Source organism: Streptomyces sp. NPDC058279 (assembly GCF_042881255.1).
In the GTDB taxonomy this organism is placed as follows: Bacteria; Actinomycetota; Actinomycetes; order Streptomycetales; family Streptomycetaceae; genus Streptomyces.
This window is the reverse complement of sequence record NZ_JBHVYA010000007.1, coordinates 285,893-305,761: the sequence shown is the minus strand read 5'-3', so window position 1 is coordinate 305,761 and position 19,869 is coordinate 285,893. Positions and strand designations below refer to the sequence as shown.

Genomic DNA, 19,869 nt, shown 5'->3' with positions numbered 1-19,869 from the left:
GTGCCGCCGGGCGGGGTCGGTGTTCGCCTCAAACGCCGGCGCGGCTGGGGGTGGTTGCGCCTGGGCGGGGGGTCGGGGGCGTGGACGGGGTGGGCATGATTTATGGCGCCCGAACCGGCTCCCATGGCCGGGCGGGCCGACGCGCCACAAATCACGTTTTAGCCCCGGTCGACCCCCCACCCCGCCCCCACCCCCGACCAACACCTCCAGCCCAACCAGAGGGGACAAACCACCGCCCGGCCGTCAACCTCAGATGACCGCCGGTCCCAGCGGAAAGACAACCGCGGACTCATTCATGCAGCCCAGGGCAGGACGAGGATCAGATACCCACCCAGCGGGCCGGGGTCGGGTGGGGGGTGGGGTGTTGACCGGGGCCAAAACGTGATTTGTGGCCGCCCACAGGCTCCGACATCTCCGATACGGAACAGGCGCCATAAATCATGCCCGCCCCGGACAACACCCCACCCCACGCCCGGCCCCGGCCCCACCCCCAGCCCCGTGGGGGCACCTCCCAGCGGTAGCTGGGGGAGTTTGAGGCGAACACCCACCCCGGCCGGCCCACCGGGCAACCCCCGCGGGACCCCGCACAACGACCCGGCCAGGGCTACGGTAGGGAGGACAGCAGCGCCGACAGCGTCAGCGACCACGCGCTGTCCGGTGGGGTGCCGTAGCCCACCACCACCGCCTCACGGGCCGGCAGGTCGGTCGTGGGGTGGCGGAAGGCCGAGAGGCCCGCCAGGGCCAGGCCCTGGCCCGCCGCCGCCTGGAGCACCGGCCGTTCCATGCCCGGCGCGAGGTCCAGCACCACGTGCAGCCCCGCCGCGATGCCCGCCACCCCCGTCACCGACGCCCGGTCGGACACCGCCTCGACCACCGCGTCCCGCCGCCTGCGGTACCGCGTCCGCATCCCCCGCACGTGCCGGTCGTACGCCCCCGACCGGATGAACTCCGCCAGCGTCAGCTGCTCCACCGCGCCGGAAGTCCAGTCGCTGTGGCCCTTCGCCGCGAGCACCTCCTCCAGCAGCGCGTCCGGCACCACCATCCAGCCCATCCGCAGCCCCGGCGCCAGGGACTTGCTCGCCGTGCCCAGGTACACCACCCGGTCCGGGTCCAGCCCCTGGAGCGCGCCGACCGGCTGGCGATCGTAGCGGAACTCGCCGTCGTAGTCGTCCTCCAGGATCAGGCCGCCGGTGCTCCGCGCCCAGTCGACCGCCGCCGCCCGCCGCCGCGGGGTCAGCGCGCCGCCCGTCGGGAACTGGTGGGCCGGGGTGAGCAGCACCGCGCCCGCCCCCGTACCGGGCAGTTCGTCGGTCCGCGCCCCGGCCCCGTCCAGCCGCAACGGCTGCGTGCGCAGCCCGGCTTCCGTGAGCAGGTCCCGGTGGATGTCGAGGCCGTAGCCCTCGACCGCCACGTCCCGTACCCGCCGCGCCCGCAACACCTTCGCCATCAGCATCAGCCCGTGCGCGAACCCGGCGCACAGCACGATCCGTTCGGGCTCCGCGTACACGCCGCGCGCCCGGGCCAGGTACCCGGCCAGTGCCTCCCGCAGCTCCACCCGGCCGCGCGCGTCGACGGCGTACCCGAGCGCGTCGTTGGGGGCGGCCGTCAGGGCCCGTCGGGTCGCCGCCGCCCAGGCCGCGCGGGGGAAGCTGCCCAGGTCCGGCGAGCCGGGGATGAGGCTGTACGCGGGCCCCCGGCGGGCGGGGGGACGTACCCGGGCGGCGGTGGGCGCCGGGGTCGCGCGGCGAGGTCTGGCCCGTTCCGCGACGCGGGTGCCCGAGCCCTGGCGGGCCGTCAGCCAGCCCTCCGCGACGAGTTCCGCGTACGCCTCCGCGACCGTGTTCCGGGCGATGGCCAGGTCCGCCGCGAGCGACCGCGAGGACGGCAGCCGGGTTCCGGGCGCGAGCCGCCCGCTGCGCGCGGCCTCGCGCAGGGCCTCCGTCAGTCCGGCGCGCAGGCCCCGTCCGGCGGTGAGGTCGAGGTGCAGGTCGGCACCGAAAGTGGCCCAGGATTCCGTCATGGATGTGGACCATATCGGCGGGCTGCCCTCTTCGTACGGTGGAAGCATGACGACGACGACGAACACCACGGAACACGCCCCCGAAGAGCCCGCCCGGCTGAACTGGTACAAGCACGCGCCCGAGGTCTACAAGGCCATGGTCGCCCTGGAGATCGCCTCCAAGAAGGGCCTCGACCCGGTCCTGACCGAGCTGGTCAAGACCCGCGCCTCGCAGCTCAACGGCTGCGCCTTCTGTCTGGACATGCACACCAAGGACGCCCTGGCGGCGGGCGAGAGCGTCGAACGGCTCGTGCAGCTCTCCGCCTGGCGGGAGTCCCGGCACTTCTACACCGAGAAGGAGCTGGCCGCGCTGGCGCTGACGGAGGCGGTGACCGTCCTGACGGACGGTTTCGTCCCCGACGAGGTCTACGCGACCGCCGCGGAGCACTTCGAGGAGCCCGAACTGGTCCAGCTGATCGCCGCGATCACGACGATCAACGCCTGGAACCGGTTCGGGGTCACCTGCCGCCTGGTCCCGGGCCACTACACGCCGGGCATGTACGGCAACTGAGTCACCGGGCCCCGGCGGCACCGGGCCGCCGGCGCCTCATCCGCCGGGCCGGAACGCCTCCAGCGCCGCCGCGTGGTGCGCCCGGGTGACCGCCCAGTCGGCGGCCGGTCCTGCGGTCAGTACGGCCCATTTGCCTCCGTCGGGGGTACGGGAGACCCGTTCCACGCCCCGGCGGCGGCCGTGGGACTCCACGCTGTCGTACTCGTAGACCAGTTCCGCCGCGTCATCCGATCCGGGGACCTGGCCGACGCGGATCTCCTCGTAGCCCGGGGTGCGGGCGCGCAGGTCGGCGGAGGCGCCTTGTACGGCCTGCAGCGGGCTGAGTTCCGCTTCGCTGACCCGGAAGACCTGGAGCAGCGACGTGCGGTCGGGCGACCGGTAGAAGACGCCGCTCTCGCTCTCCTCGCGGGCCCAGCCGGTGGGGACGGCGATGGTGAAGCCCTTGGGGTCGCGGACCGTCTCGTGCGCACCGCCCGCGGGGGAGCCGGTGCCCGCGGAGGGGCTCCCGGTCGGGTCGTCGGCCGGCGGGGAGGTGCGCGGCGGCCGGGACCCGGACGCGCCGCCAGCCGTCGAGGCGCCGGACGCGGTCGCCCCGGCGTGTGCGGGCGGCCCCGAGGGGCTGCGCTCGACGAACCAGACGGCCGCCGCCCCGATCGCGAGGGCGGCCACCGCGATGCCGGCCGTGGTCGGCGTCAGCCACCGTCCGCCCGGCCCCTCGGGGCGCGGGGGCCCCGGGGGTACGGGCGGCGCCGGCGGCAGGTGCGGGTCGTACACCGGCGGCAGCGGCGGCAGGTTCCCCTCGTACGCGGGCGGCGCCGGCGGCCGGCCCGGGTCGTAGGCCTGTGGCGCGGTCGGTGCGAGCGGGTCGTACGCCGGCCCGGCCTGCGGGGGCGCGGCCGGGGCCGGTGCGTCGGCGGGGGCGTCCCACACCCAGCGCTGCGTCCGCGCGTCCCAGCGGGGCGCGCCCTGCGGCTGCGGTGCCACGGCTCAGCCTCCCAGCGAGGTGAGCAGCCCGGCCAGCGCGGTCGCCGCGCTCACCGACTCCACCAGCGGGGCCCAGCGTTCCAGGGCCGCGCGCAGCCGGGCGGCGAGCCCCGGCCGGATCTCGCCCGCCGTCTCCAGTTCCTCGGCGGCGCCGTCCAGTTCGGCGTCCAGGGCCGACCGGTCGTCGCCCCGCGGCACCCGTACGAGGGCGGCGCGCAGTTCCAGTACCGCGTCGAGCAGCACCTGCGGGGTGGGGACCTCGGTCTCCGCTCCCCCGTGCCGGACGGTGTTGGTGTTGTTGCTGCCGCCGATGCTGAACGCGCTGCCGGTGATGTCTCCGAGTGTGACCGACGGCTGCGCCGAGTCCCTCGCGCCCGCGTTGCTCCCGTCAGTTGCCACCGCTGCTCCCCCTGCCCTTGCCGCCGTTGTGGTGACCGGTGTTGGTGTTGTTGCTGCCGCCGACGCTGAAGGCGCTGCCGTTCACCGACTGGATGAACACCCCGCCCTCGGCGACGTTGACGGCGCGGGCCGCGAACTCCTCGGTGTGCCAGCCCGCTTCGTGCAAGGCGACGATAATCCCGCCGACGACGCGGTCCTGAACGGTTTTCAGGAAGCGGTCCAAGTCCATGAGGTGGAACAGGGACCCGTTGTCCTCGGAGGCGAGTTCGCGGACCGACAGGCGCGGCCCCTCGGGGCGCGCGCCGCCGTGGCCGCCGGTGACGATCCGCCACCAGCTCGCCAGGCCGCGGGCCAGGGTGGCGACGGAGGCGGCGATCGAGCCGGGGGTCTGCCGCAGGGCCCAGACGGCCTTACCGAAGCCGTTGTTGTTGCGGTAGCGCTGGGCGTCGGCGTCCGCGTTGTGGAAGGCGACGTCCACCGGGAGCAGCACGTGCGGAGCGACTTCGAGCATCATCATGCCGCCTTGGGTGTGGACCCGTACGAAGACGGTGACGACGAGGTTCTCGTCCCAGCCGCCCACGCGTACGCGCAGGAAGTGTCGGCGGCGCTCGCCGCCCTCCTCGATGGCGGCGGCCCGCTGCTGCGCGTACTGGGCGTGGATGGCCTGTGCGGCGTCCCGGTGCGGCAGCCCGTTGGCGGGCAGGAACACGCATTCGTCGACGACCAGTTCCCGCATCCGGTCGCCGACGGCGGCCTGGGCCTCGACGGAGCCGTGCGGCGAGGGCACCCGCAGGCGCTCCAGCAGGGGCACGATCCGGGAGACGAGGTGGGCGTTGGTGACGGGCGTCGGCTTGCGGTCGGGGCCCAGGTCCTCGCGGGGGCGCAGTTCGACGGAGAGCTGCCAGGGCCGGTAGGGGTCACCGGCGCCGCAGAACGGGTCGTTGACGTCGTACATGATCACCGGTGCGTGCTGCTCGGCCCGGATGCGGGCGCGCACGCGCTGGAAGCGCACTCCGGGGGCGGCTTCGGCCGGGTCCCCGGCGTGGTCGGCGTAGCGGCGCTCGTTGAGGTCCTGGGTGATGGTCCGGTACACGTGGCCGCGTTGGAGGCCGACGACGGTGACGACCGCCGCGAAGACGACGGGCACCCACCAGAAGGCGGCGGTGGCCGCCGCGGTGTCCCCGAAGGAGGGGGTGAGGAACAGGGCGCCGGGCGCGCCGGAGTCACCGAACGCGCTCATCAGGGCGAATCCGCCGAGGACGAGGAAGAGCAGGCTGAAGGCGAGCGTGAGGAAGACGTAGACGCGGACGATCACGGCCAGCGCCCGCATGAGCGCCGTGTTCCGGCGGCGCAGCCAGTCGGCGAGGCTCAGCAGCAGGAAGGGGAGGACCAGCAGCATGAGGGCGCCGCCGGTGAGGAGGGAGCCGACGAACCAGGCGCCGAGCACCCCGGCCGCCCAGCCGAGTTCGGTGCGGCGGGCGCGCAGCGCGTGGGCGAGCACCCGGGAGGCGTCGTAGCCGTAGGAGGGGGCGACGATGCGCTCTTCGTGGACGTAGAGCTCGTCGATGACCCGGTCGCGGAAGCCGGCGTCGAGGTAGGTACCGGCGCACAGGAACCGGCCGGCCTCGCTGAGCGAGGGGTGTACCGGCGGGCGTCCGGCGCGTGGATCGCCCCAGCCGGTCGGACCGGTCGGCTGGTGGGGAATCGGTGTCTCGGTCACCGACCGACCTTAGGTTCCCCCTACATGGCGCGACAGGCCGAATCACGCCAAAACGCCCCGACCTGGTTTGGCCGGGGCGCTTCGTCGTTCGTACTGGTTCGAACTGGTGGGGCCGGTGCGAGGACCGGCCCGACCCGTTCGGTCAGTCGGTTCAGATCAGGCCGAGCTCGCGCACCGCGTCGCGCTCCTCGACCAGCTCCGCCACGGACGCGTCGATGCGCGTACGGGAGAACTCGTTGATGTCGAGGCCCTGGACGATCTCGTACTTGCCGTCCTTGGTCGTGACGGGGAACGAGGAGATGATGCCCTCGGGGACGCCGTAGGAACCGTCCGACGGGACACCCATGGACGTCCAGTCACCGGCGGCGGTGCCGTTGACCCAGGTGTGGACGTGGTCCAGGGCGGCGTTGGCGGCGGAGGCGGCCGAGGACGCGCCACGGGCCTCGATGATCGCGGCGCCGCGCTTGGCGACGGTCGGGATGAAGGTCTCGGCGAGCCACAGCTCGTCGTTGACGACCTCGGCGGCGTTCTTGCCGGCGATCTCCGCGTGGAAGATGTCCGGGTACTGGGTCGCCGAGTGGTTGCCCCAGATGGTGAGGCGCTTGATGTCGGAGACGGCGGCGCCGGTGCGGGCGGCCAGCTGCGAGATCGCGCGGTTGTGGTCCAGACGGGTCATCGCGGTGAACCGCTCGGCCGGTACGTCCGGGGCGGCGGCCTGCGCGATGAGCGCGTTGGTGTTGGCCGGGTTGCCCACGACGAGGACCTTGATGTCGTCCGCGGCGTGCGCGTTGATCGCGGCGCCCTGCGGCTTGAAGATGCCGCCGTTGGCGGAGAGCAGGTCACCGCGCTCCATGCCCTTGGTGCGGGGGCGGGCGCCGACGAGCAGCGCGACGTTGGCACCCTCGAAGCCCTGGTTCGGGTCGTCGAAGATGTCGATGCCGCGGAGCAGCGGGAAGGCGCAGTCGTCGAGCTCCATGGCGGTGCCCTCGGCGGCCTTCATGCCCTGGGGGATTTCGAGGAGCCGGAGCTTGACCGGCACGTCCGCGCCGAGCAGGTGACCGGACGCGATGCGGAAGAGCAGCGCGTAGCCGATCTGGCCGGCGGCGCCGGTGACGGTGACATTCACGGGAGTGCGGGTCATGGCCTTCTCCGTTAGACAGCTGGCGGTGGGGCGTCCCTGCCCCATGTGCTGGAGGACGCCGCTTCGCTGTCCTCTAAATCTTGACGTGAAGAGACATCCGCGGTCAGGCTATCCGACCCCGGGGGCGGCTAATCCACAGGCCCGTGTGGTGCGTGGCACACGGACCCGGATGTTCGAAGGCCCACCGGCCGTCCGGGCCCTCATTCCACCCGGAAGACCTCCCCCGTCCGGTGTCCTTCGACGGATTTCACATAGGCGTTCGCCGCGCGGGCGACCGGCACGGCGTCGAAGCCCGCGAAGGCGTCCCCGTAGGCGTCGAGGGACTCGGTGAAGACGGTGGGACTGACGGCGTTGACGCGCTGGCGCCCGGGGAGTTCGATGGCGGCGGCCCGGACGAACGCCTCCACCGCGCCGTTGACGAGGGAGGCGACGGAACCGGTGAGCAGCGGTTCGCGGGCCAGGATTCCGGTGATCAGCGTGTACGAGGCGTGCGCGGGCAGCCGGGCGGCGCCTTGGCGGACCAGCTCGATCTGGCTGACGGCCTTGCCTTCGAGGCCCGCGCGCACGTCCTGCGTGGTCAGTTCGCCGAGCGGGCGCCACGGGACGCTGCCGGCCGCGCTCGCGACGGCGTCGACCGCGCCGAAGCGCTCGGCGACCGTCTCGTACATGGCGCGGATCGACTCGGGGTCGGTGATGTCGACGAGGACCTCGGCGTCCTTGCGCGAGGCGGTGATGACCTGGTGGCCGCGCTCGCGCAGGGCGGTGTGGACCGCGCGGCCCAGGGTTCCGTTGGCGCCGATCAGTACGACTTTCAGGGAGCTCATACCCGCGAGCATCACCCGGCCTGACCGTTAAGTCCAGCTACCTTTCCTTCATCGAAAGTGAAGTACAACTACGTGGCGGGCGTAGGCTGGCCCCATGCTGGACGTGAAACGCATGGTGATGCTCCGCGACCTCGCCGAACACGGGAAGGTGACAGCGGTCGCCGACCTGCACCGGGTGACCCCCTCCGCCGTCTCCCAGCAGTTGCGCGCCCTGGAGGCGGAGGCGGGCGCAGTCCTCGTCGAACGGGAGGGCCGGGGGCTGCGCCTGACCCCGGCCGGGGCGGCTCTGGCCCGTGCGTGCGAGCCGGTACTGGCCGCCCTGGAACGGGCGGAGGGGGCGGTACGGGCCCTGGACGCCGGACCCGTCGGCGAGGTGCGGATCGGCTGCGCCCCGAGCGCGCTGGCCACGGTCGCGGCCCCGTTGCTGGCGGCCCTCGCCGAACACCACCCCCTGCTGCGCCCGCGCATCGTGCAGGCCGACCCGGAGGAAGCCGTCCCGCGGCTGCGGCAGCGCCGCCTGGACCTGGCGGTGGTGTACGCGTACCCGCTGCTCGGCGCCCCGCCCGCGAGCGGGACCGCCGCCGTCCCGCTGTTCGAGGACCCGCTGTGCCTGGCGCTGCCCGAGGCGCTGCTGCCGGCCTACGAGCGGGACGGCCTGGCGGCGCTGCGGGAGGCCGACTGGGTCAGCGCGCCGGCCCCGAGCAGTTGCCGCGAGATGCTGCTGCACGCCTGCCGCAACGCCGGCTTCACCCCGCGGCTCGCGCACGAGTGCGGGGACCTGCGGGCCGGGTTGTGGCTGGTGGCCACCGGCCGGGCGGTCTCGATGCTGCCGAAGCTGATGTGCGACGCGCCGCCGCCGGGCACGGTCCTGGTGGACCTGCCGGGCCCGGGGCGGACCCTGGAGGCGCTGGTACGGGCGGGCACCGAGGCGCAGCCGGCGGTCGCGGCGGTCCTGGCGGCCCTGGCGGCCCTGGCCGCCGCGCCGGGCGGCCGGTGAACCGCGGCTAGTGGTGAACCGGGCGGGTGGTCGGCCCGGCGTGCGGTGCGCTCAGCGGACGGTGAAGCGGACCGCCGTCTCCAGGAACGGGATGTGCACCCAGGGAGCGGGCTCCATCACCAGCGCGAGCAGCGTGATGGCCACGCCGAGCACCCCGTACGTCAGGAGGTCCGTGAACCGGGAGCGGACCGCGAGCATCCCCACCGAGGGCAGTACGCGCCGCATCACCGCGGCCGCGATCAGCGCGACACCGATGATCAGGCAGCCCACCCGGGCATAGCCCACGGCCGTCGTCAGCAGCCCGGCGGCGGTGGCGGCGAGGACGCTGAGCATCGGCCACTGCCGGGCGGGCGCCGGCGCGTCCCCGGGAGCGGCCCGGCCGCCGCCCTCGGGGCGGGCGGTGTCCCGGGTGACCGACGGGAACCGACGGGACTTGGGGGCCTCGGCGGCCCCCTCGTCCCCGGCGGTCGGGCCGGTGGTGTGCTCAACCCGCACTGGTGGTCCGTTCCGCCGCCTCGACGACATTGACGAGCAGTTGGGCGCGGGTCATCGGGCCCACACCGCCGGGGTTCGGCGACAGCCAGCCCGCGACCTCCGCGACGCCCGGGTGCACGTCGCCGACGATCTTCCCGCTCTCGTCGCGGCTGACGCCGACGTCCAGCACGGCCGCGCCCGGCTTCACGTCCTCCGGCTTGACCAGGTGCGGCACCCCGGCGGCAGCGACGATGATGTCCGCCTGCCGCAGCAGCCCGGAGAGGTTCCGCGTACCGGTGTGACAGAGGGTCACGGTGGCGTTCTCCGACTTGCGGGTCAGCAGGAGGCCGATGGAGCGCCCGACGGTGACCCCGCGACCCAGGACGACGACGTGCGCGCCGTTGATCTCCACGCCGTGGTGCCGCAGCAGCGCCACGATCCCGTACGGGGTGCAGGGCAGCGGGCCGGGCTCGTTGAGGACCAGCCGGCCGAGGGACATCGGGTGGAGTCCGTCGGCGTCCTTGAGCGGATCCATCAGCTCCAGCACGCGGTTGGTGTCGATGCCCTTGGGGAGGGGGAGTTGCACGATGTAACCCGTGCACTCGGCGTTCTCGTTGAGTTCCCGCACGACCGCCTCGATGTCCTCCTGGGAGGCGGTGGCCGGGAGTTCGCGCTGGATGGAGGCGATGCCGACCTCCGCGCAGTCCTTGTGCTTGCCGTTGACGTACCAGCGGCTGCCCGGATCGTCACCGACCAGCAGGGTGCCGAGGCCGGGGGTGACACCCCGGGCCTTCAGCGCCGCCACGCGGGCGGTCAGTTCGGACTTGATCGCGGCTGCGGTGGCCTTGCCATCGAGAATCTGGGCGGTCATGCGGTCCATCCTCCCGGATGGAGCGCTCCCGGTTCCAGTCGGGCAGAACCGGACGGTCTACTTCATTGCACTTGCACAACAAGTACGCCCCAGCCTCGCAACTGGCTGGACAAGGCCGGTACGGGACCACCACGATGACGGTCGGCAACACGATCGCAACGAGTGCCGCGGGCAGTGCCGGGGGGCGTACCGCAGAAAGCCGAAGTCCTCCGTGCGTGCCGTGCGTCCCCGCACTTCACGGAGGAAAGACCCAGATGAGCTTCGGCGACCCGAACAACCCGTACGGGCAGCAGCAGCCGCCGGCCCCGCAGGGCCAGCCCGGCTACGGATACCCGCAGCAGGCCCCGCAGGGCGTTCCGCCGCAGGCCGGTTACGGATACCCGCAGCAGCCGGGTCAGCCGCCGTACGGCGCCGTGCCGCCCCAGGCACCGGGCACGCTGCAGGCGAACAACGGTTACATCAACGTCGCGGGCCTGGGCACCGTCCAGGTCGCCACGATGGGCCGCCGGTTCGGCGCGCGCCTCATCGACGGCGCCGCGATCGGCATCCTGTACACGATCCTCAGCCTGGTCGGCGTAGCCGGCATCTTCAGCACCTCGAAGTCCGTCAACGACTGTGACGTGACGTCGACGACGTACACGTCCTGCGTCAACGACGCGAACGCGGCCACCGGCAGCATGCTGATGACCTTCCTGGGCGTCATGCTGCTGTTCTTCCTGGTCACCGCGCTCTACGAGTGGCTGATGATCGCCTTCGTCGGCGCGACCGTCGGCAAGATGGCGCTCGGCCTGAAGGTCGTCAAGGAGAACACAGGCCAGGCCCCCGGCCTGGGCGGCGGCTTCATCCGCTGGATCATCCCGATCGTCGGCGCCTTCCTCTGCTACATCGGCGCCGTCCTGGTCTACCTGTCCCCGTTCTTCGACAACTCGGGCAAGCTCCAGGGCTGGCACGACCGCGCCGCCGGCACCCTCGTCGTCAAGACGAAGTAACCGTCACCGCGTTCACCGCTCGAACGCCCGAAGGCCGCGCCCCCCGATGGGGGACGCGGCCTTCGGCCTGTGACGGGGTCCGTCAGTGGAAGAAGTGGCGGGTTCCCGTGAAGTACATCGTCACGCCGGCCTGCTTCGCGGCCTCGATGACCTGCTCGTCACGGACCGAACCGCCCGGCTGCACCACGGCCTTGATGCCCGCCGCGGTGAGGATCTCCAGCCCGTCCGGGAAGGGGAAGAACGCGTCGGAGGCGGCGTACGATCCCCGCGCCCGCTCCGCGCCGGCCCGCTCGACCGCGAGCTTCGCGGAGTCGACCCGGTTGACCTGGCCCATGCCGACGCCGACCGAGGCGCCGTCCTTGGCGAGCAGGATCGCGTTGGACTTCACGGCCCGGCACGCCTTCCACGCGAAGGCCAGCTCGGCGAGTTCGGCGGCCGAGAGGGCCTCGCCGGTCGCCAGGGTCCAGTTCCGCGGGTCGTCGCCCTCGGCGCCCCGTCCCGCTTCGAACGTGTCGGACTGCTGGAGCAGCACGCCGCCGGAGATGGGCTTGAGGTCACCCGGCTGGTGCGGGGTGCCGTCCACCTTCAGCACGCGGATGTTCTTCTTCTTGGCGAGGATCTCCACCGCGCCGTCCTCGTAGCCCGGGGCGGCGATGACCTCGGTGAAGATCTCCGCGACCTGCTCGGCGAGCTCCACGGTCACCGGTCGGTTGACGGCGATGACGCCGCCGAACGCGGAGAGCGGGTCGCAGGCGTGCGCCTTGCGGTGGGCGGCGGCCACGTCGTCGCCCACGGCGATCCCGCACGGGTTGGCGTGCTTGATGATCGCGACGCAGGGCTCTTCGTGGTCGTAGGCCGCGCGACGGGCCGCCTCGGTGTCCACGTAGTTGTTGAAGGACATCTCCTTGCCGTGCAGCTGCTCGGCGTTGGCGAGGCCGCCCGGCTGCCCGTCCGTGTAGAGGGCGGCGGCCTGGTGGGGGTTCTCGCCGTAACGGAGGGTCGACTTGCGCTCCCAGGCGCCGGCCAGGAACTCGGGCAGGACGGCCTCGGGCTCGGGGGCGTAGGCGCTCGTGAACCAGGAGGCGACGGCCACGTCGTAGGCGGCGGTGTGCTGGAACGCCTCGGCGGCGAGCCGCTTGCGGGCGGTCAGGTCGAAGCCGCCGCCCCGGGCCGCGGACAGCACGTCGGCGTACCGCTCGGGGCTGGTCACGACGGCGACCGAGGGGTGGTTCTTGGCGGCGGCGCGGACCATCGAGGGGCCGCCGATGTCGATCTGCTCGACGCACTCGTCGGCGGTGGCGCCGGACTGCACCGTGGCGAGGAAGGGGTACAGGTTGACGACCACCAGGTCGAAGGGCTCGACGCCGAGCTCTTGGAGCTGCTCGCGGTGGCTGTCCAGGCGCAGGTCGGCGAGGATGCCGGCGTGCACGCGCGGGTGCAGGGTCTTGACCCGGCCGTCCAGGCACTCGGGGAAGCCGGTCAGCTCCTCGACCTTGGTGACGGGCACCCCGGCCGCGGCGATCTTGGAAGCGGTGGAGCCGGTGGAGACGAGCGCGACGCCCGCCTCGTGCAGGCCGCGGGCCAGCTCTTCCAGTCCCGTCTTGTCGTAGACGCTGATGAGCGCACGACGGATCGGCCGCTGGGTCGTGGTCGGGTCGTTGCTGCTGTCTGCGGTCTCTACGGCGGTCACTGGATTGTTACCTTTCGTCCCTCAATGCGGTAGCCGTGCCGGGCCAGGCGCCCCACGACGTCGACGAGCAGCGTGCGCTCGACTTCCTTGATGCGCTCATGGAGAGCGGCTTCGTCTTCCCCGTCCCGGATCTCGACGACACCCTGGGCGATGATCGGGCCGGTGTCCACGCCGCCGTCCACGAAGTGGACGGTGCAGCCGGTGACCTTGGCCCCGTAGGCGAGGGCGTCGCGGACGCCGTGCGCGCCCGGGAAGGCGGGCAGCAGGGCGGGGTGGGTGTTGATGAACCGGCCGCCGAAGCGCGCCAGGAACTCCGGCCCGACGATCTTCATGAACCCGGCGGAGACCACCAGGTCCGGCTCGTGGGCGGCGGTGGCCTCGGTGAGCGCGACGTCCCACTCGGCGCGGGTGTCGTACGCCTTGACCGGACACACGAAGGTGGGGATCCCGGCCTTCTCGGCGCGCTCCAGGCCGACGATGCCGTCGCGGTCGGCGCCGACCGCGACGACCCGGGCGCCGAAGCCCTCTGGGCCCTCGGGGTGGGAGTCGATGGCGTCGAGCAGGGCCTGGAGGTTGGTGCCGGAACCGGAGACCAGCACGACCAGGCGGGAGGCGGCCATGGGAGGCCCTTTCTTGGGGGGCGTCACTTGCACGTGGTGCGCTTGCTGCACTTGTACGGTCATACGAAACTCCGGGTCCCCGATATACGGGGAACCATACGAAGCGGTGGACCGCCTGCAACGATACCGGCACGCGGGACCGCCCCCGAGGGACGGGGGGACGGCCGGGGGGTAGCGTGCGGCGTGGAAGCCGCGAACGGCGTGACCCGAGGTGCCCGACGCCGGAGCCACTGCGATGCCACGCCGATGCCACGACCACAGCACCGTCCACGACACAGGGGAAGTAACGCACTCGATGCCGGACCGCCGTCAGCCCGACTCCTCGACCGACGACAACCCCTTCGCGGCGCCCCCCGAGGGCAGGCCCGACCAGCCGTGGCAGCCGCGGGGCGGTGACGGCTCGGGCGGCCCCGGCGGCGCCGGCCCGACCCCCGAGGGCCCGGCCCGATGGGACCCGACGGACCCGATCCAGCGCCGCGCCCGGTACGCGCTGCTCGCGGGCATGTGGGGGTTCTTCTTCGGCATCTTCGGGATTCAGTCGGTGGGGCTGCTGCTGGGCGCGCTCGCGCTGTACTGGGGCATCAGCGCCCTCCGCGGCGACGTCGAATCCCTCGGCCCCGCGGCCCGCCCGCAGCGCACGGCGGCGGTCAGCGGCCTGGTGACGGCGACCCTGGCCCTGCTGCTGGCGGCGAGTTCGTACGCGGTGCAGTTGGCGTACAAGGACTTCTACGTCTGCCGCGACGACGCCCTGACGAAGACGGCCGAACTCGAATGCAACACGCTCCTCCCGGACAACTTCCTGGGCAAGGTCCTCAAGGTCCAACGCTGAGCCGACCAGACCCAGCCCCGCCGGTCACCCCGGCCCCGCCAGGTACTCCAGCGCCGCTGGCGCTTGCGGCACGGGGCAACTCCAGCCCCGCCGGCGATTGAGGCGCGGGGTGCGGGGCGGAGCCCCGGAAGGCCCGGCGCAGCCGGCCTGTCCAGCCCCGCCGGCGTTTGAGGCGCGGGGGTCCGGGGGCCGGCCCCCGGCAACGGCGCCGCACCCGCCGTGCGCCCGCCCGTCAGACGGTCGGCCGCCGCGACAGCACCCGCGCCCCGGACACCCCCGGCACCAACTCCGCCGCAACCGCCGCCACCGGCACGGCCGCCACATCCGACTCCGACTCCGGCACCGGCACCGCCCCGGGCACCGGCACCACCTCCGACGGCACGTCAGCAACCCCCGCCCCCGCCATAACCGGCGGAGCCACGGGCGGAGCCACCATCGGAACCGCCGCCTCCCGCAACGCCGCCCACCGCAACTCCCGTACGCCCGAGTCGTGCCACTCGTCCGCCACGTCCACCCCCCGCGCCCCCCTCACCGGCCGCACCCGCCACCCGTGCACCGCCACAGCCACCGGCACGGCCAGCACCACCGCCCACACCACCGCCGCGCCCCCCACCTGCCACCACACCGGCCCGAACCGCGCCAGCTCCCGCGACCCCAGCGGCCCCGCCGCCACCGCGGCGAGCCCCGCCATCAGCACCCCGCACACCACCGCGCCCAGCGCCGCCGTCCACGCGGTCTCCCCGTACGAGACCTCCCGCGCCCGCCGCACCGCGAACCACCCCACCGCCAACCCCGCCACCACCGGCACGGCCAACGCCACCCAGGTCAGCGGCGTCCCCGCCCCCACCCCCGGCAGCGCCGCCAACAGCGGGAACCTCGGCAGCGCCGCTTGCGATCCGACCGTGCCGAGCGGCGTCACCGTCGCGCCCGTGCCCAGCGCGAAGCCCGGCCCCAGGCCGTACGCCGCGCCCCACACCATCGCGTTCGGAACCAGCGTCACCGCCAGCAGCAGCACCGCGAACCTCCCCGACCACACCCCGGTCAGCCCCAGGAACGATCCCCGGACCTCCGCTCCGTGCCACACCAGCGACGCCCCGACCAGCAGCACGCCACCACCCAGCAGCACCAGCGCCCCGGCCGCGCCGGAACGCAGCGCCAGCTCGTAGCGGGGGCGCGCGATGGCCCTCCGTACGCCCCCCGCCACCCATGCCGGCACCCATCCCGGGAGTTCCCGGAGCGGTCTTCCCCGCGCCGCCCAGACCCCGCCCGCCGCGGCCAGTACGGCCACCAGCGGCAGGTGCCACGCCGCGCTCAGCGGGTCGGCCGGCATCGGGCCACCCGACGCGTACACCGTCGCCAACGCCCCGACGCCGAGGTACCCGCAGGTCACCGCCGAGAACACGACACCGGCCGGCAACACCTCGTCGTCGCCCCGGCCGTCCACCTGGCCGTCGCCCAGGGCGCTGCCCAGCCGCGCGGCCCGCCGCAGCAACAGCACCGGCAGCGCCACCAGCAGCAGCGGCGTCACCCCTACGGGCGCCGGCACCCCCGACAAGGTCTCGTAGCGGACGAGTTCGGTCCCGTGGGCGAGCAGCCACAGCCCGGCCGCCAGGTGCAGCGCCCCACCCGGCCCGCTGTCGGGGTAGGGGGAGCTGATCCACAGCACGATCACGAGCACGGCCAGAAAGCCGAGCCCCAGTCCTGCGGCCACCGCGCCGCCGAACACGCACGCGGCGGCCGCCGGCGAGCGGCGCCGCACGGCGGCCCGGGGGGCCATCGACAACGAGGTACCGCGTTCCGTCACTTGGGTCACCCCGCCATGGTGCCAACGACACGCGCTATGGCCGGGTAACAGGCGATTGTCCGTGGTGTCGCTCAATATACGTTTATGTACTTTTTCGCGCAGAGCTACCGGGTCGCGGGGAGAGTGGCATGACACAAGGCGTCGGAACGACCTCCGCCTCGGGGGAGGCCGACCTCCCTTCCCCCCAGGAACGCCGAAGGCTGCGCGAATCCGCCGAACTGACGCACGGTGAGGTGGCAGCGGCCGTCGGGGTCAGTCCGGCCACCGTCCGCTCCTGGGAGTCGGGGCGGACGCAGCCGCGCGGTCGAAAACGCAAGGCGTACGTCCGGTTCCTCACCCGTCTCTCGGCGTCCCGTCCCCCCGACGCGCCGGAACCGGAGGCCACCGAGACCGCGAAGGCCGCCGGCCCCACCGCCGTACGGGTCTCCCCCGCCCCCGCGCGGCCGATCGGCTCCCGAAAGCGGCCCAAGGCGGCGTCGAAGCGGGCCGCGAAGCCGCCGGCCAACTCCGCGCGCCACGAGAGCAGGACCCCGGCCAAGGCCGACGGCGACCACACCCCGCAGCCCCCGGAGGCCGGGCCCGAGCCCCCACCACAGCCCCCACCACAGCCGCAGCCGCAAGCCCACCCACAGCCACAGCCACAGCCCGAGACCCGGACCGACCCCGAACCCGTCGCCGGCACCGACCCCGACCCCAACCCCGACGCCGACGCCGACGCCGACACGCCGCCCGCCGAGGCCCCGGCCGCCGCCGAGGCCGAAGCACCCGTGGACCCGGGCCCCCTGACGCCCGCTCGGGCCTTCGACGCCCTGCACACCTACGCCGCTCCGGCACTCGTCCGCCAGGCGTACCTGCTCACCGGTCGCCGTTCACTCGCCCTTGAGGCCGTCGACAAGGCGTTCCTCCAGGCTTGGGCGCGTTGGCCCGAGGTCGCCACCGACCCGGACCCGGTGGGGTGGGTGCGCGCGGTCTCGCACGAGTACGCCCTCTCCCCCTGGCACCGGTTTCGCCGGGCCTTCCGCCACCCCGACAAGCCCCCGGCCGAGCCCGCCGACCGGATCACGATGGACGCGCTGTTGGCGCTGCCGACCGCGTACCGCCGGGCCGTCCTGCTCTACGACGGCGTCGGCCTCGACCTTCCCGACACGGCCGCGGAGATCGAGGCGTCGACCCCGACCGCCGGCCTGCGCCTCCTGAACGCGCACGCCGCGCTCGCCGCCCGGATGCCCGAGCTGGACGGCCTGCCGCCCGCGCAGCGCTCGGCCCGGCTGCGTGAACGCATGGGCTCGGTCAGACCGGCCGTTTCCCTGGAGCCCCGCCCGGCCGCCGCCGTACGCACTTCCTGCGAGCGCCGCTCCCGGTCGCTGAGCCGGGCGGCGCTCGGGCTGACGGCGGTGATCGCGGTCGCGACGGCGTACACGGCGACCACGGCGCCGACCGAGTACATCGCCCCGATCGCACCGGGTTCGAGCGTCTCGGGGGTGCCCCCGCTCAGCGGACCGCAGCGGTTCACCGAACAGAGCAAGGAGCTGCACGACAGGCTCCGCTCGGACCCGGCGGCCGGTCCGGCCCGTCTCGCGCCGAAGGTCGAGTAGCGGGGCGGCGCACGGCAAAACGGGCGTGGCCCGCACCCCGAGAGGGTGCGGGCCACGCCCGTACACGCGTACGGCTACTGCTTACTGAGCGGCGTTCAGGATCTCGCGCGCCAGCTTGGCCGTCTCGGTCGGCGTCTTGCCGACCTTCACGCCCGCGGCCTCAAGGGCCTCCTTCTTGGCCTGTGCGGTGCCAGAAGAACCGGAGACGATGGCGCCGGCGTGGCCCATGGTCTTGCCCTCGGGGGCGGTGAAGCCCGCGACGTAGCCGACGACCGGCTTGGTGACGTTCTTCGCGATGAAGTCCGCCGCACGCTCCTCGGCGTCGCCGCCGATCTCACCGATCATGACGATGAGGTCGGTGTCGGGGTCCGCCTCGAACGCCGCGAGGGCGTCGATGTGCGTGGTGCCGATGACCGGGTCGCCACCGATGCCGACGGCGGAGGAGAAGCCGATGTCACGGAGCTCGTACATCATCTGGTAGGTCAGCGTGCCGGACTTCGACACGAGACCGATGCGGCCGGGCTTGGTGATGTCGCCCGGGATGATGCCGGCGTTGGACTGGCCGGGGGTGATCAGACCCGGGCAGTTCGGGCCGATGATCCGGGTCTTGTTGCCCTTGGCGGTCGCGTACGCCCAGAAGGCGGCGGAGTCGTGCACCGCGATGCCCTCGGTGATGACGACGGCCAGCGGGATCTCGGCGTCGATGGCCTCGACGACGGCGGCCTTGGCGAAGGCCGGCGGGACGAACAGGACGGAGACGTTCGCGCCCGTCTTCTCCATCGCCTCGGCGACCGAGCCGAAGACCGGGACCTCGGTGCCGTCGAAGTCGACGGTGGTGCCGGCCTTGCGCGGGTTCACGCCGCCGACGATGTTGGTGCCGTCAGCCAGCATCAGCTTGGTGTGCTTCATGCCCGTGGCACCGGTCATGCCCTGGACGATGACCTTGCTGTCCTTGTTGAGGAAGATAGCCATGTGAGTCTGTGACCTCTGCCCTTACTTCGCAGCCGCGAGCTCGGCGGCCTTGTCGGCCGCGCCGTCCATGGTGTCCACGCGCTGCACCAGCGGGTGGTTGGCGTCCGAGAGGATCTTGCGACCCAGCTCGGCGTTGTTGCCGTCGAGACGGACGACGAGCGGCTTGGTGACCGCCTCGCCCTTCTCCTCCAGCAGGGCCAGCGCCTGGACGATGCCGTTGGCGACCTCGTCGCAAGCGGTGATGCCACCGAAGACGTTGACGAATACGGACTTGACGTCCGGGTCGCCGAGGATGATCTCGAGACCGTTGGCCATGACGGCGGCGGAGGCGCCACCACCGATGTCCAGGAAGTTGGCGGGCTTCACGCCGCCGTGGTTCTCGCCGGCGTAGGCGACGACGTCGAGGGTGCTCATGACGAGACCCGCGCCGTTGCCGATGATGCCGACCTCACCGTCGAGCTTGACGTAGTTGAGGTTCTTCGCCTTGGCGGCGGCCTCCAGCGGGTTCGCGGCCGCGTGGTCCACGAACTCCTCGTGGCCCGGCTGGCGGAACTCGGCGTTCTCGTCGAGCGAGACCTTGCCGTCGAGCGCGATGACGTCGCCGTTGGCGACCTTCGCGAGCGGGTTGACCTCGACGAGGAGCGCGTCCTCGGCGATGAAGGTCTGCCACAGGGTCACGAGGACCTCGGCGACCTTCTCGGCGACCTCGGCCGGGAACTTCGCCAGGGCGACGATCTCGCGGGCCTTCTCGATGGTCACGCCCTCGTTGGCGTTGACCGGGACCTTCGCGAGGGCCTCGGGGGTCTTCTCCGCGACCTCCTCGATGTCCATGCCGCCCTGCACCGAGGCCATTGCCAGGAAGGTGCGGTTGGTGCGGTCGAGGAGGTACGAGACGTAGTACTCCTCGAGGATCTCGGGAGCGGTCTCGGCGATCATCACCTTGTGGACCGTGTGGCCCTTGATGTCCATGCCGAGAATGTCCGTCGCCCGGGCGACGGCCTCGTCCGGGGTGGCGGCGAGCTTGACGCCGCCGGCCTTGCCTCGGCCGCCGACCTTCACCTGCGCCTTGACGACCGACTTGCCGCCCAGCCGCTCGGTGGCCTCGCGAGCCGCCTCAGGCGTGTCGATCACTTCACCGGCCAGCACCGGTACACCGTGCTTGGCGAAGAGGTCCCTCGCCTGGTACTCGAACAGGTCCACGCGCGTCCGTCCCTTGTCTTCAAAGATTCGCAGTGATTCGCGGTTGTCTGCTATCTGCGTGGGCGTGCCGCGGAGGGCAACGTGACGGCGCTGTCACAAGGAAGGCGCACACGGTGACCGTGGACGCGGCATGTCCGTCTCGCAGGTTATCCCCGTGGGACCTGCGTCCCTAAATCGCAGGTCACACCTG

At 72.9% G+C, this 19,869-nt stretch carries 18 protein-coding genes; 5 read left to right on the top strand and 13 right to left on the bottom strand.

What is annotated here, in order from left to right:
• Positions 1-604: 604 nt before the first annotated feature.
• Positions 605-2,020, bottom strand: a complete 1,416-nt coding sequence (locus ACFVXJ_RS16785; RefSeq protein ID WP_389662401.1) for a PLP-dependent aminotransferase family protein — start codon at positions 2,018-2,020, stop codon at positions 605-607.
• 46 nt (positions 2,021-2,066) lie between these two features.
• On the opposite strand from ACFVXJ_RS16785, the gene ACFVXJ_RS16780 reads away from it, so the two are divergent.
• On the top strand, positions 2,067-2,570 hold the full coding sequence (locus ACFVXJ_RS16780) for a carboxymuconolactone decarboxylase family protein (protein WP_389662400.1): 504 nt from the start codon (positions 2,067-2,069) through the stop codon (positions 2,568-2,570).
• 36 nt (positions 2,571-2,606) lie between these two features.
• On the opposite strand, the gene ACFVXJ_RS16775 is transcribed toward ACFVXJ_RS16780, so the two are convergent.
• The 5 genes from ACFVXJ_RS16775 to ACFVXJ_RS16755 form a co-directional block, all read right to left on the bottom strand.
• Complete coding sequence (locus tag ACFVXJ_RS16775; protein ID WP_389662399.1) at positions 2,607-3,554, bottom strand: hypothetical protein; 948 nt, start codon at positions 3,552-3,554, stop codon at positions 2,607-2,609.
• Between the two features lie 3 nt (positions 3,555-3,557).
• Positions 3,558-3,953 (bottom strand): hypothetical protein, encoded by a 396-nt coding sequence (locus ACFVXJ_RS16770; protein ID WP_389662398.1) that lies wholly within the window; start codon positions 3,951-3,953, stop codon positions 3,558-3,560.
• Entirely contained in the window at positions 3,943-5,673 is a 1,731-nt protein-coding gene (locus tag ACFVXJ_RS16765) for a hypothetical protein (RefSeq protein ID WP_389662397.1), read from the bottom strand. The genes ACFVXJ_RS16770 and ACFVXJ_RS16765 overlap by 11 nt, the downstream gene beginning before the upstream one ends.
• A gap of 151 nt (positions 5,674-5,824) precedes the next feature.
• The gene (locus ACFVXJ_RS16760; RefSeq protein WP_389662396.1) at positions 5,825-6,814 is read right to left on the bottom strand and encodes a malate dehydrogenase; all 990 of its coding nucleotides are present in this window, start codon (positions 6,812-6,814) and stop codon (positions 5,825-5,827) included.
• A gap of 200 nt (positions 6,815-7,014) precedes the next feature.
• Positions 7,015-7,629 carry a short chain dehydrogenase gene (locus tag ACFVXJ_RS16755; protein WP_389662464.1) on the bottom strand — a complete coding sequence of 205 codons (615 nt, stop codon included), beginning with the start codon at positions 7,627-7,629 and terminating at the stop codon, positions 7,015-7,017.
• Positions 7,630-7,732: 103 nt separating this feature from the next.
• On the opposite strand from ACFVXJ_RS16755, the gene ACFVXJ_RS16750 reads away from it, so the two are divergent.
• Positions 7,733-8,635 carry a LysR family transcriptional regulator gene (locus ACFVXJ_RS16750; RefSeq protein WP_389662395.1) on the top strand — a complete coding sequence of 301 codons (903 nt, stop codon included), beginning with the start codon at positions 7,733-7,735 and terminating at the stop codon, positions 8,633-8,635.
• A 51-nt stretch (positions 8,636-8,686) separates the two neighbouring features.
• Here ACFVXJ_RS16750 and ACFVXJ_RS16745 read toward each other — a convergent pair whose 3' ends face one another.
• Both ACFVXJ_RS16745 and ACFVXJ_RS16740 read right to left on the bottom strand, forming a co-directional pair.
• The gene (locus tag ACFVXJ_RS16745) at positions 8,687-9,130 is read right to left on the bottom strand and encodes a DUF3017 domain-containing protein (protein WP_389662394.1); all 444 of its coding nucleotides are present in this window, start codon (positions 9,128-9,130) and stop codon (positions 8,687-8,689) included.
• Positions 9,120-9,980, bottom strand: a complete 861-nt coding sequence (locus ACFVXJ_RS16740; protein WP_389662393.1) for a bifunctional methylenetetrahydrofolate dehydrogenase/methenyltetrahydrofolate cyclohydrolase — start codon at positions 9,978-9,980, stop codon at positions 9,120-9,122. The genes ACFVXJ_RS16745 and ACFVXJ_RS16740 overlap by 11 nt, the downstream gene beginning before the upstream one ends.
• Before the next feature lie 254 nt (positions 9,981-10,234).
• Between ACFVXJ_RS16740 and ACFVXJ_RS16735 the strand changes: the two genes are divergently transcribed.
• Complete coding sequence (locus ACFVXJ_RS16735) at positions 10,235-10,969, top strand: RDD family protein (protein WP_389662392.1); 735 nt, start codon at positions 10,235-10,237, stop codon at positions 10,967-10,969.
• 82 nt (positions 10,970-11,051) lie between these two features.
• Here ACFVXJ_RS16735 and purH read toward each other — a convergent pair whose 3' ends face one another.
• Both purH and purN read right to left on the bottom strand, forming a co-directional pair.
• Positions 11,052-12,659 (bottom strand): bifunctional phosphoribosylaminoimidazolecarboxamide formyltransferase/IMP cyclohydrolase, encoded by a 1,608-nt coding sequence (gene purH, locus ACFVXJ_RS16730; protein WP_389662391.1) that lies wholly within the window; start codon positions 12,657-12,659, stop codon positions 11,052-11,054.
• The gene (gene purN, locus ACFVXJ_RS16725) at positions 12,656-13,279 is read right to left on the bottom strand and encodes a phosphoribosylglycinamide formyltransferase (protein ID WP_361312313.1); all 624 of its coding nucleotides are present in this window, start codon (positions 13,277-13,279) and stop codon (positions 12,656-12,658) included. The genes purH and purN overlap by 4 nt, the downstream gene beginning before the upstream one ends.
• A 295-nt stretch (positions 13,280-13,574) precedes the next feature.
• Between purN and ACFVXJ_RS16720 the strand changes: the two genes are divergently transcribed.
• Positions 13,575-14,108 carry a hypothetical protein gene (locus tag ACFVXJ_RS16720; RefSeq protein WP_389662390.1) on the top strand — a complete coding sequence of 178 codons (534 nt, stop codon included), beginning with the start codon at positions 13,575-13,577 and terminating at the stop codon, positions 14,106-14,108.
• A 232-nt stretch (positions 14,109-14,340) separates the two neighbouring features.
• On the opposite strand, the gene ACFVXJ_RS16715 is transcribed toward ACFVXJ_RS16720, so the two are convergent.
• Positions 14,341-15,921, bottom strand: coding sequence for a DUF6350 family protein (locus ACFVXJ_RS16715; protein WP_389662389.1), 1,581 nt, complete (start codon positions 15,919-15,921; stop codon positions 14,341-14,343).
• Between the two features lie 119 nt (positions 15,922-16,040).
• On the opposite strand from ACFVXJ_RS16715, the gene ACFVXJ_RS16710 reads away from it, so the two are divergent.
• A complete protein-coding gene (locus ACFVXJ_RS16710) occupies positions 16,041-17,507 on the top strand; it encodes a helix-turn-helix domain-containing protein (RefSeq protein WP_389662388.1) in 1,467 nt (488 codons plus the stop codon).
• A gap of 81 nt (positions 17,508-17,588) precedes the next feature.
• Here ACFVXJ_RS16710 and sucD read toward each other — a convergent pair whose 3' ends face one another.
• The gene (sucD, locus tag ACFVXJ_RS16705; protein WP_031145895.1) at positions 17,589-18,479 is read right to left on the bottom strand and encodes a succinate--CoA ligase subunit alpha; all 891 of its coding nucleotides are present in this window, start codon (positions 18,477-18,479) and stop codon (positions 17,589-17,591) included.
• Between the two features lie 21 nt (positions 18,480-18,500).
• Complete coding sequence (sucC, locus tag ACFVXJ_RS16700; RefSeq protein ID WP_329197633.1) at positions 18,501-19,679, bottom strand: ADP-forming succinate--CoA ligase subunit beta; 1,179 nt, start codon at positions 19,677-19,679, stop codon at positions 18,501-18,503.
• Between the last annotated feature and the right edge of the window lie 190 nt (positions 19,680-19,869).

Coding starts and splice junctions, on each gene's coding strand:
- ACFVXJ_RS16785 (WP_389662401.1), bottom strand. CDS start 2,020: ATGACGGAATCCTGGGCCACTTTCGGTGCCGACCTGCACCTCGACCTC.
- ACFVXJ_RS16780 (WP_389662400.1), top strand. CDS start 2,067: ATGACGACGACGACGAACACCACGGAACACGCCCCCGAAGAGCCCGCC.
- ACFVXJ_RS16760 (WP_389662396.1), bottom strand. CDS start 6,814: ATGACCCGCACTCCCGTGAATGTCACCGTCACCGGCGCCGCCGGCCAG.
- ACFVXJ_RS16750 (WP_389662395.1), top strand. CDS start 7,733: ATGCTGGACGTGAAACGCATGGTGATGCTCCGCGACCTCGCCGAACAC.
- ACFVXJ_RS16740 (WP_389662393.1), bottom strand. CDS start 9,980: ATGACCGCCCAGATTCTCGATGGCAAGGCCACCGCAGCCGCGATCAAG.
- ACFVXJ_RS16735 (WP_389662392.1), top strand. CDS start 10,235: ATGAGCTTCGGCGACCCGAACAACCCGTACGGGCAGCAGCAGCCGCCG.
- purN (WP_361312313.1), bottom strand. CDS start 13,279: ATGGCCGCCTCCCGCCTGGTCGTGCTGGTCTCCGGTTCCGGCACCAAC.
- ACFVXJ_RS16720 (WP_389662390.1), top strand. CDS start 13,575: ATGCCGGACCGCCGTCAGCCCGACTCCTCGACCGACGACAACCCCTTC.
- ACFVXJ_RS16710 (WP_389662388.1), top strand. CDS start 16,041: ATGACACAAGGCGTCGGAACGACCTCCGCCTCGGGGGAGGCCGACCTC.
- sucD (WP_031145895.1), bottom strand. CDS start 18,479: ATGGCTATCTTCCTCAACAAGGACAGCAAGGTCATCGTCCAGGGCATG.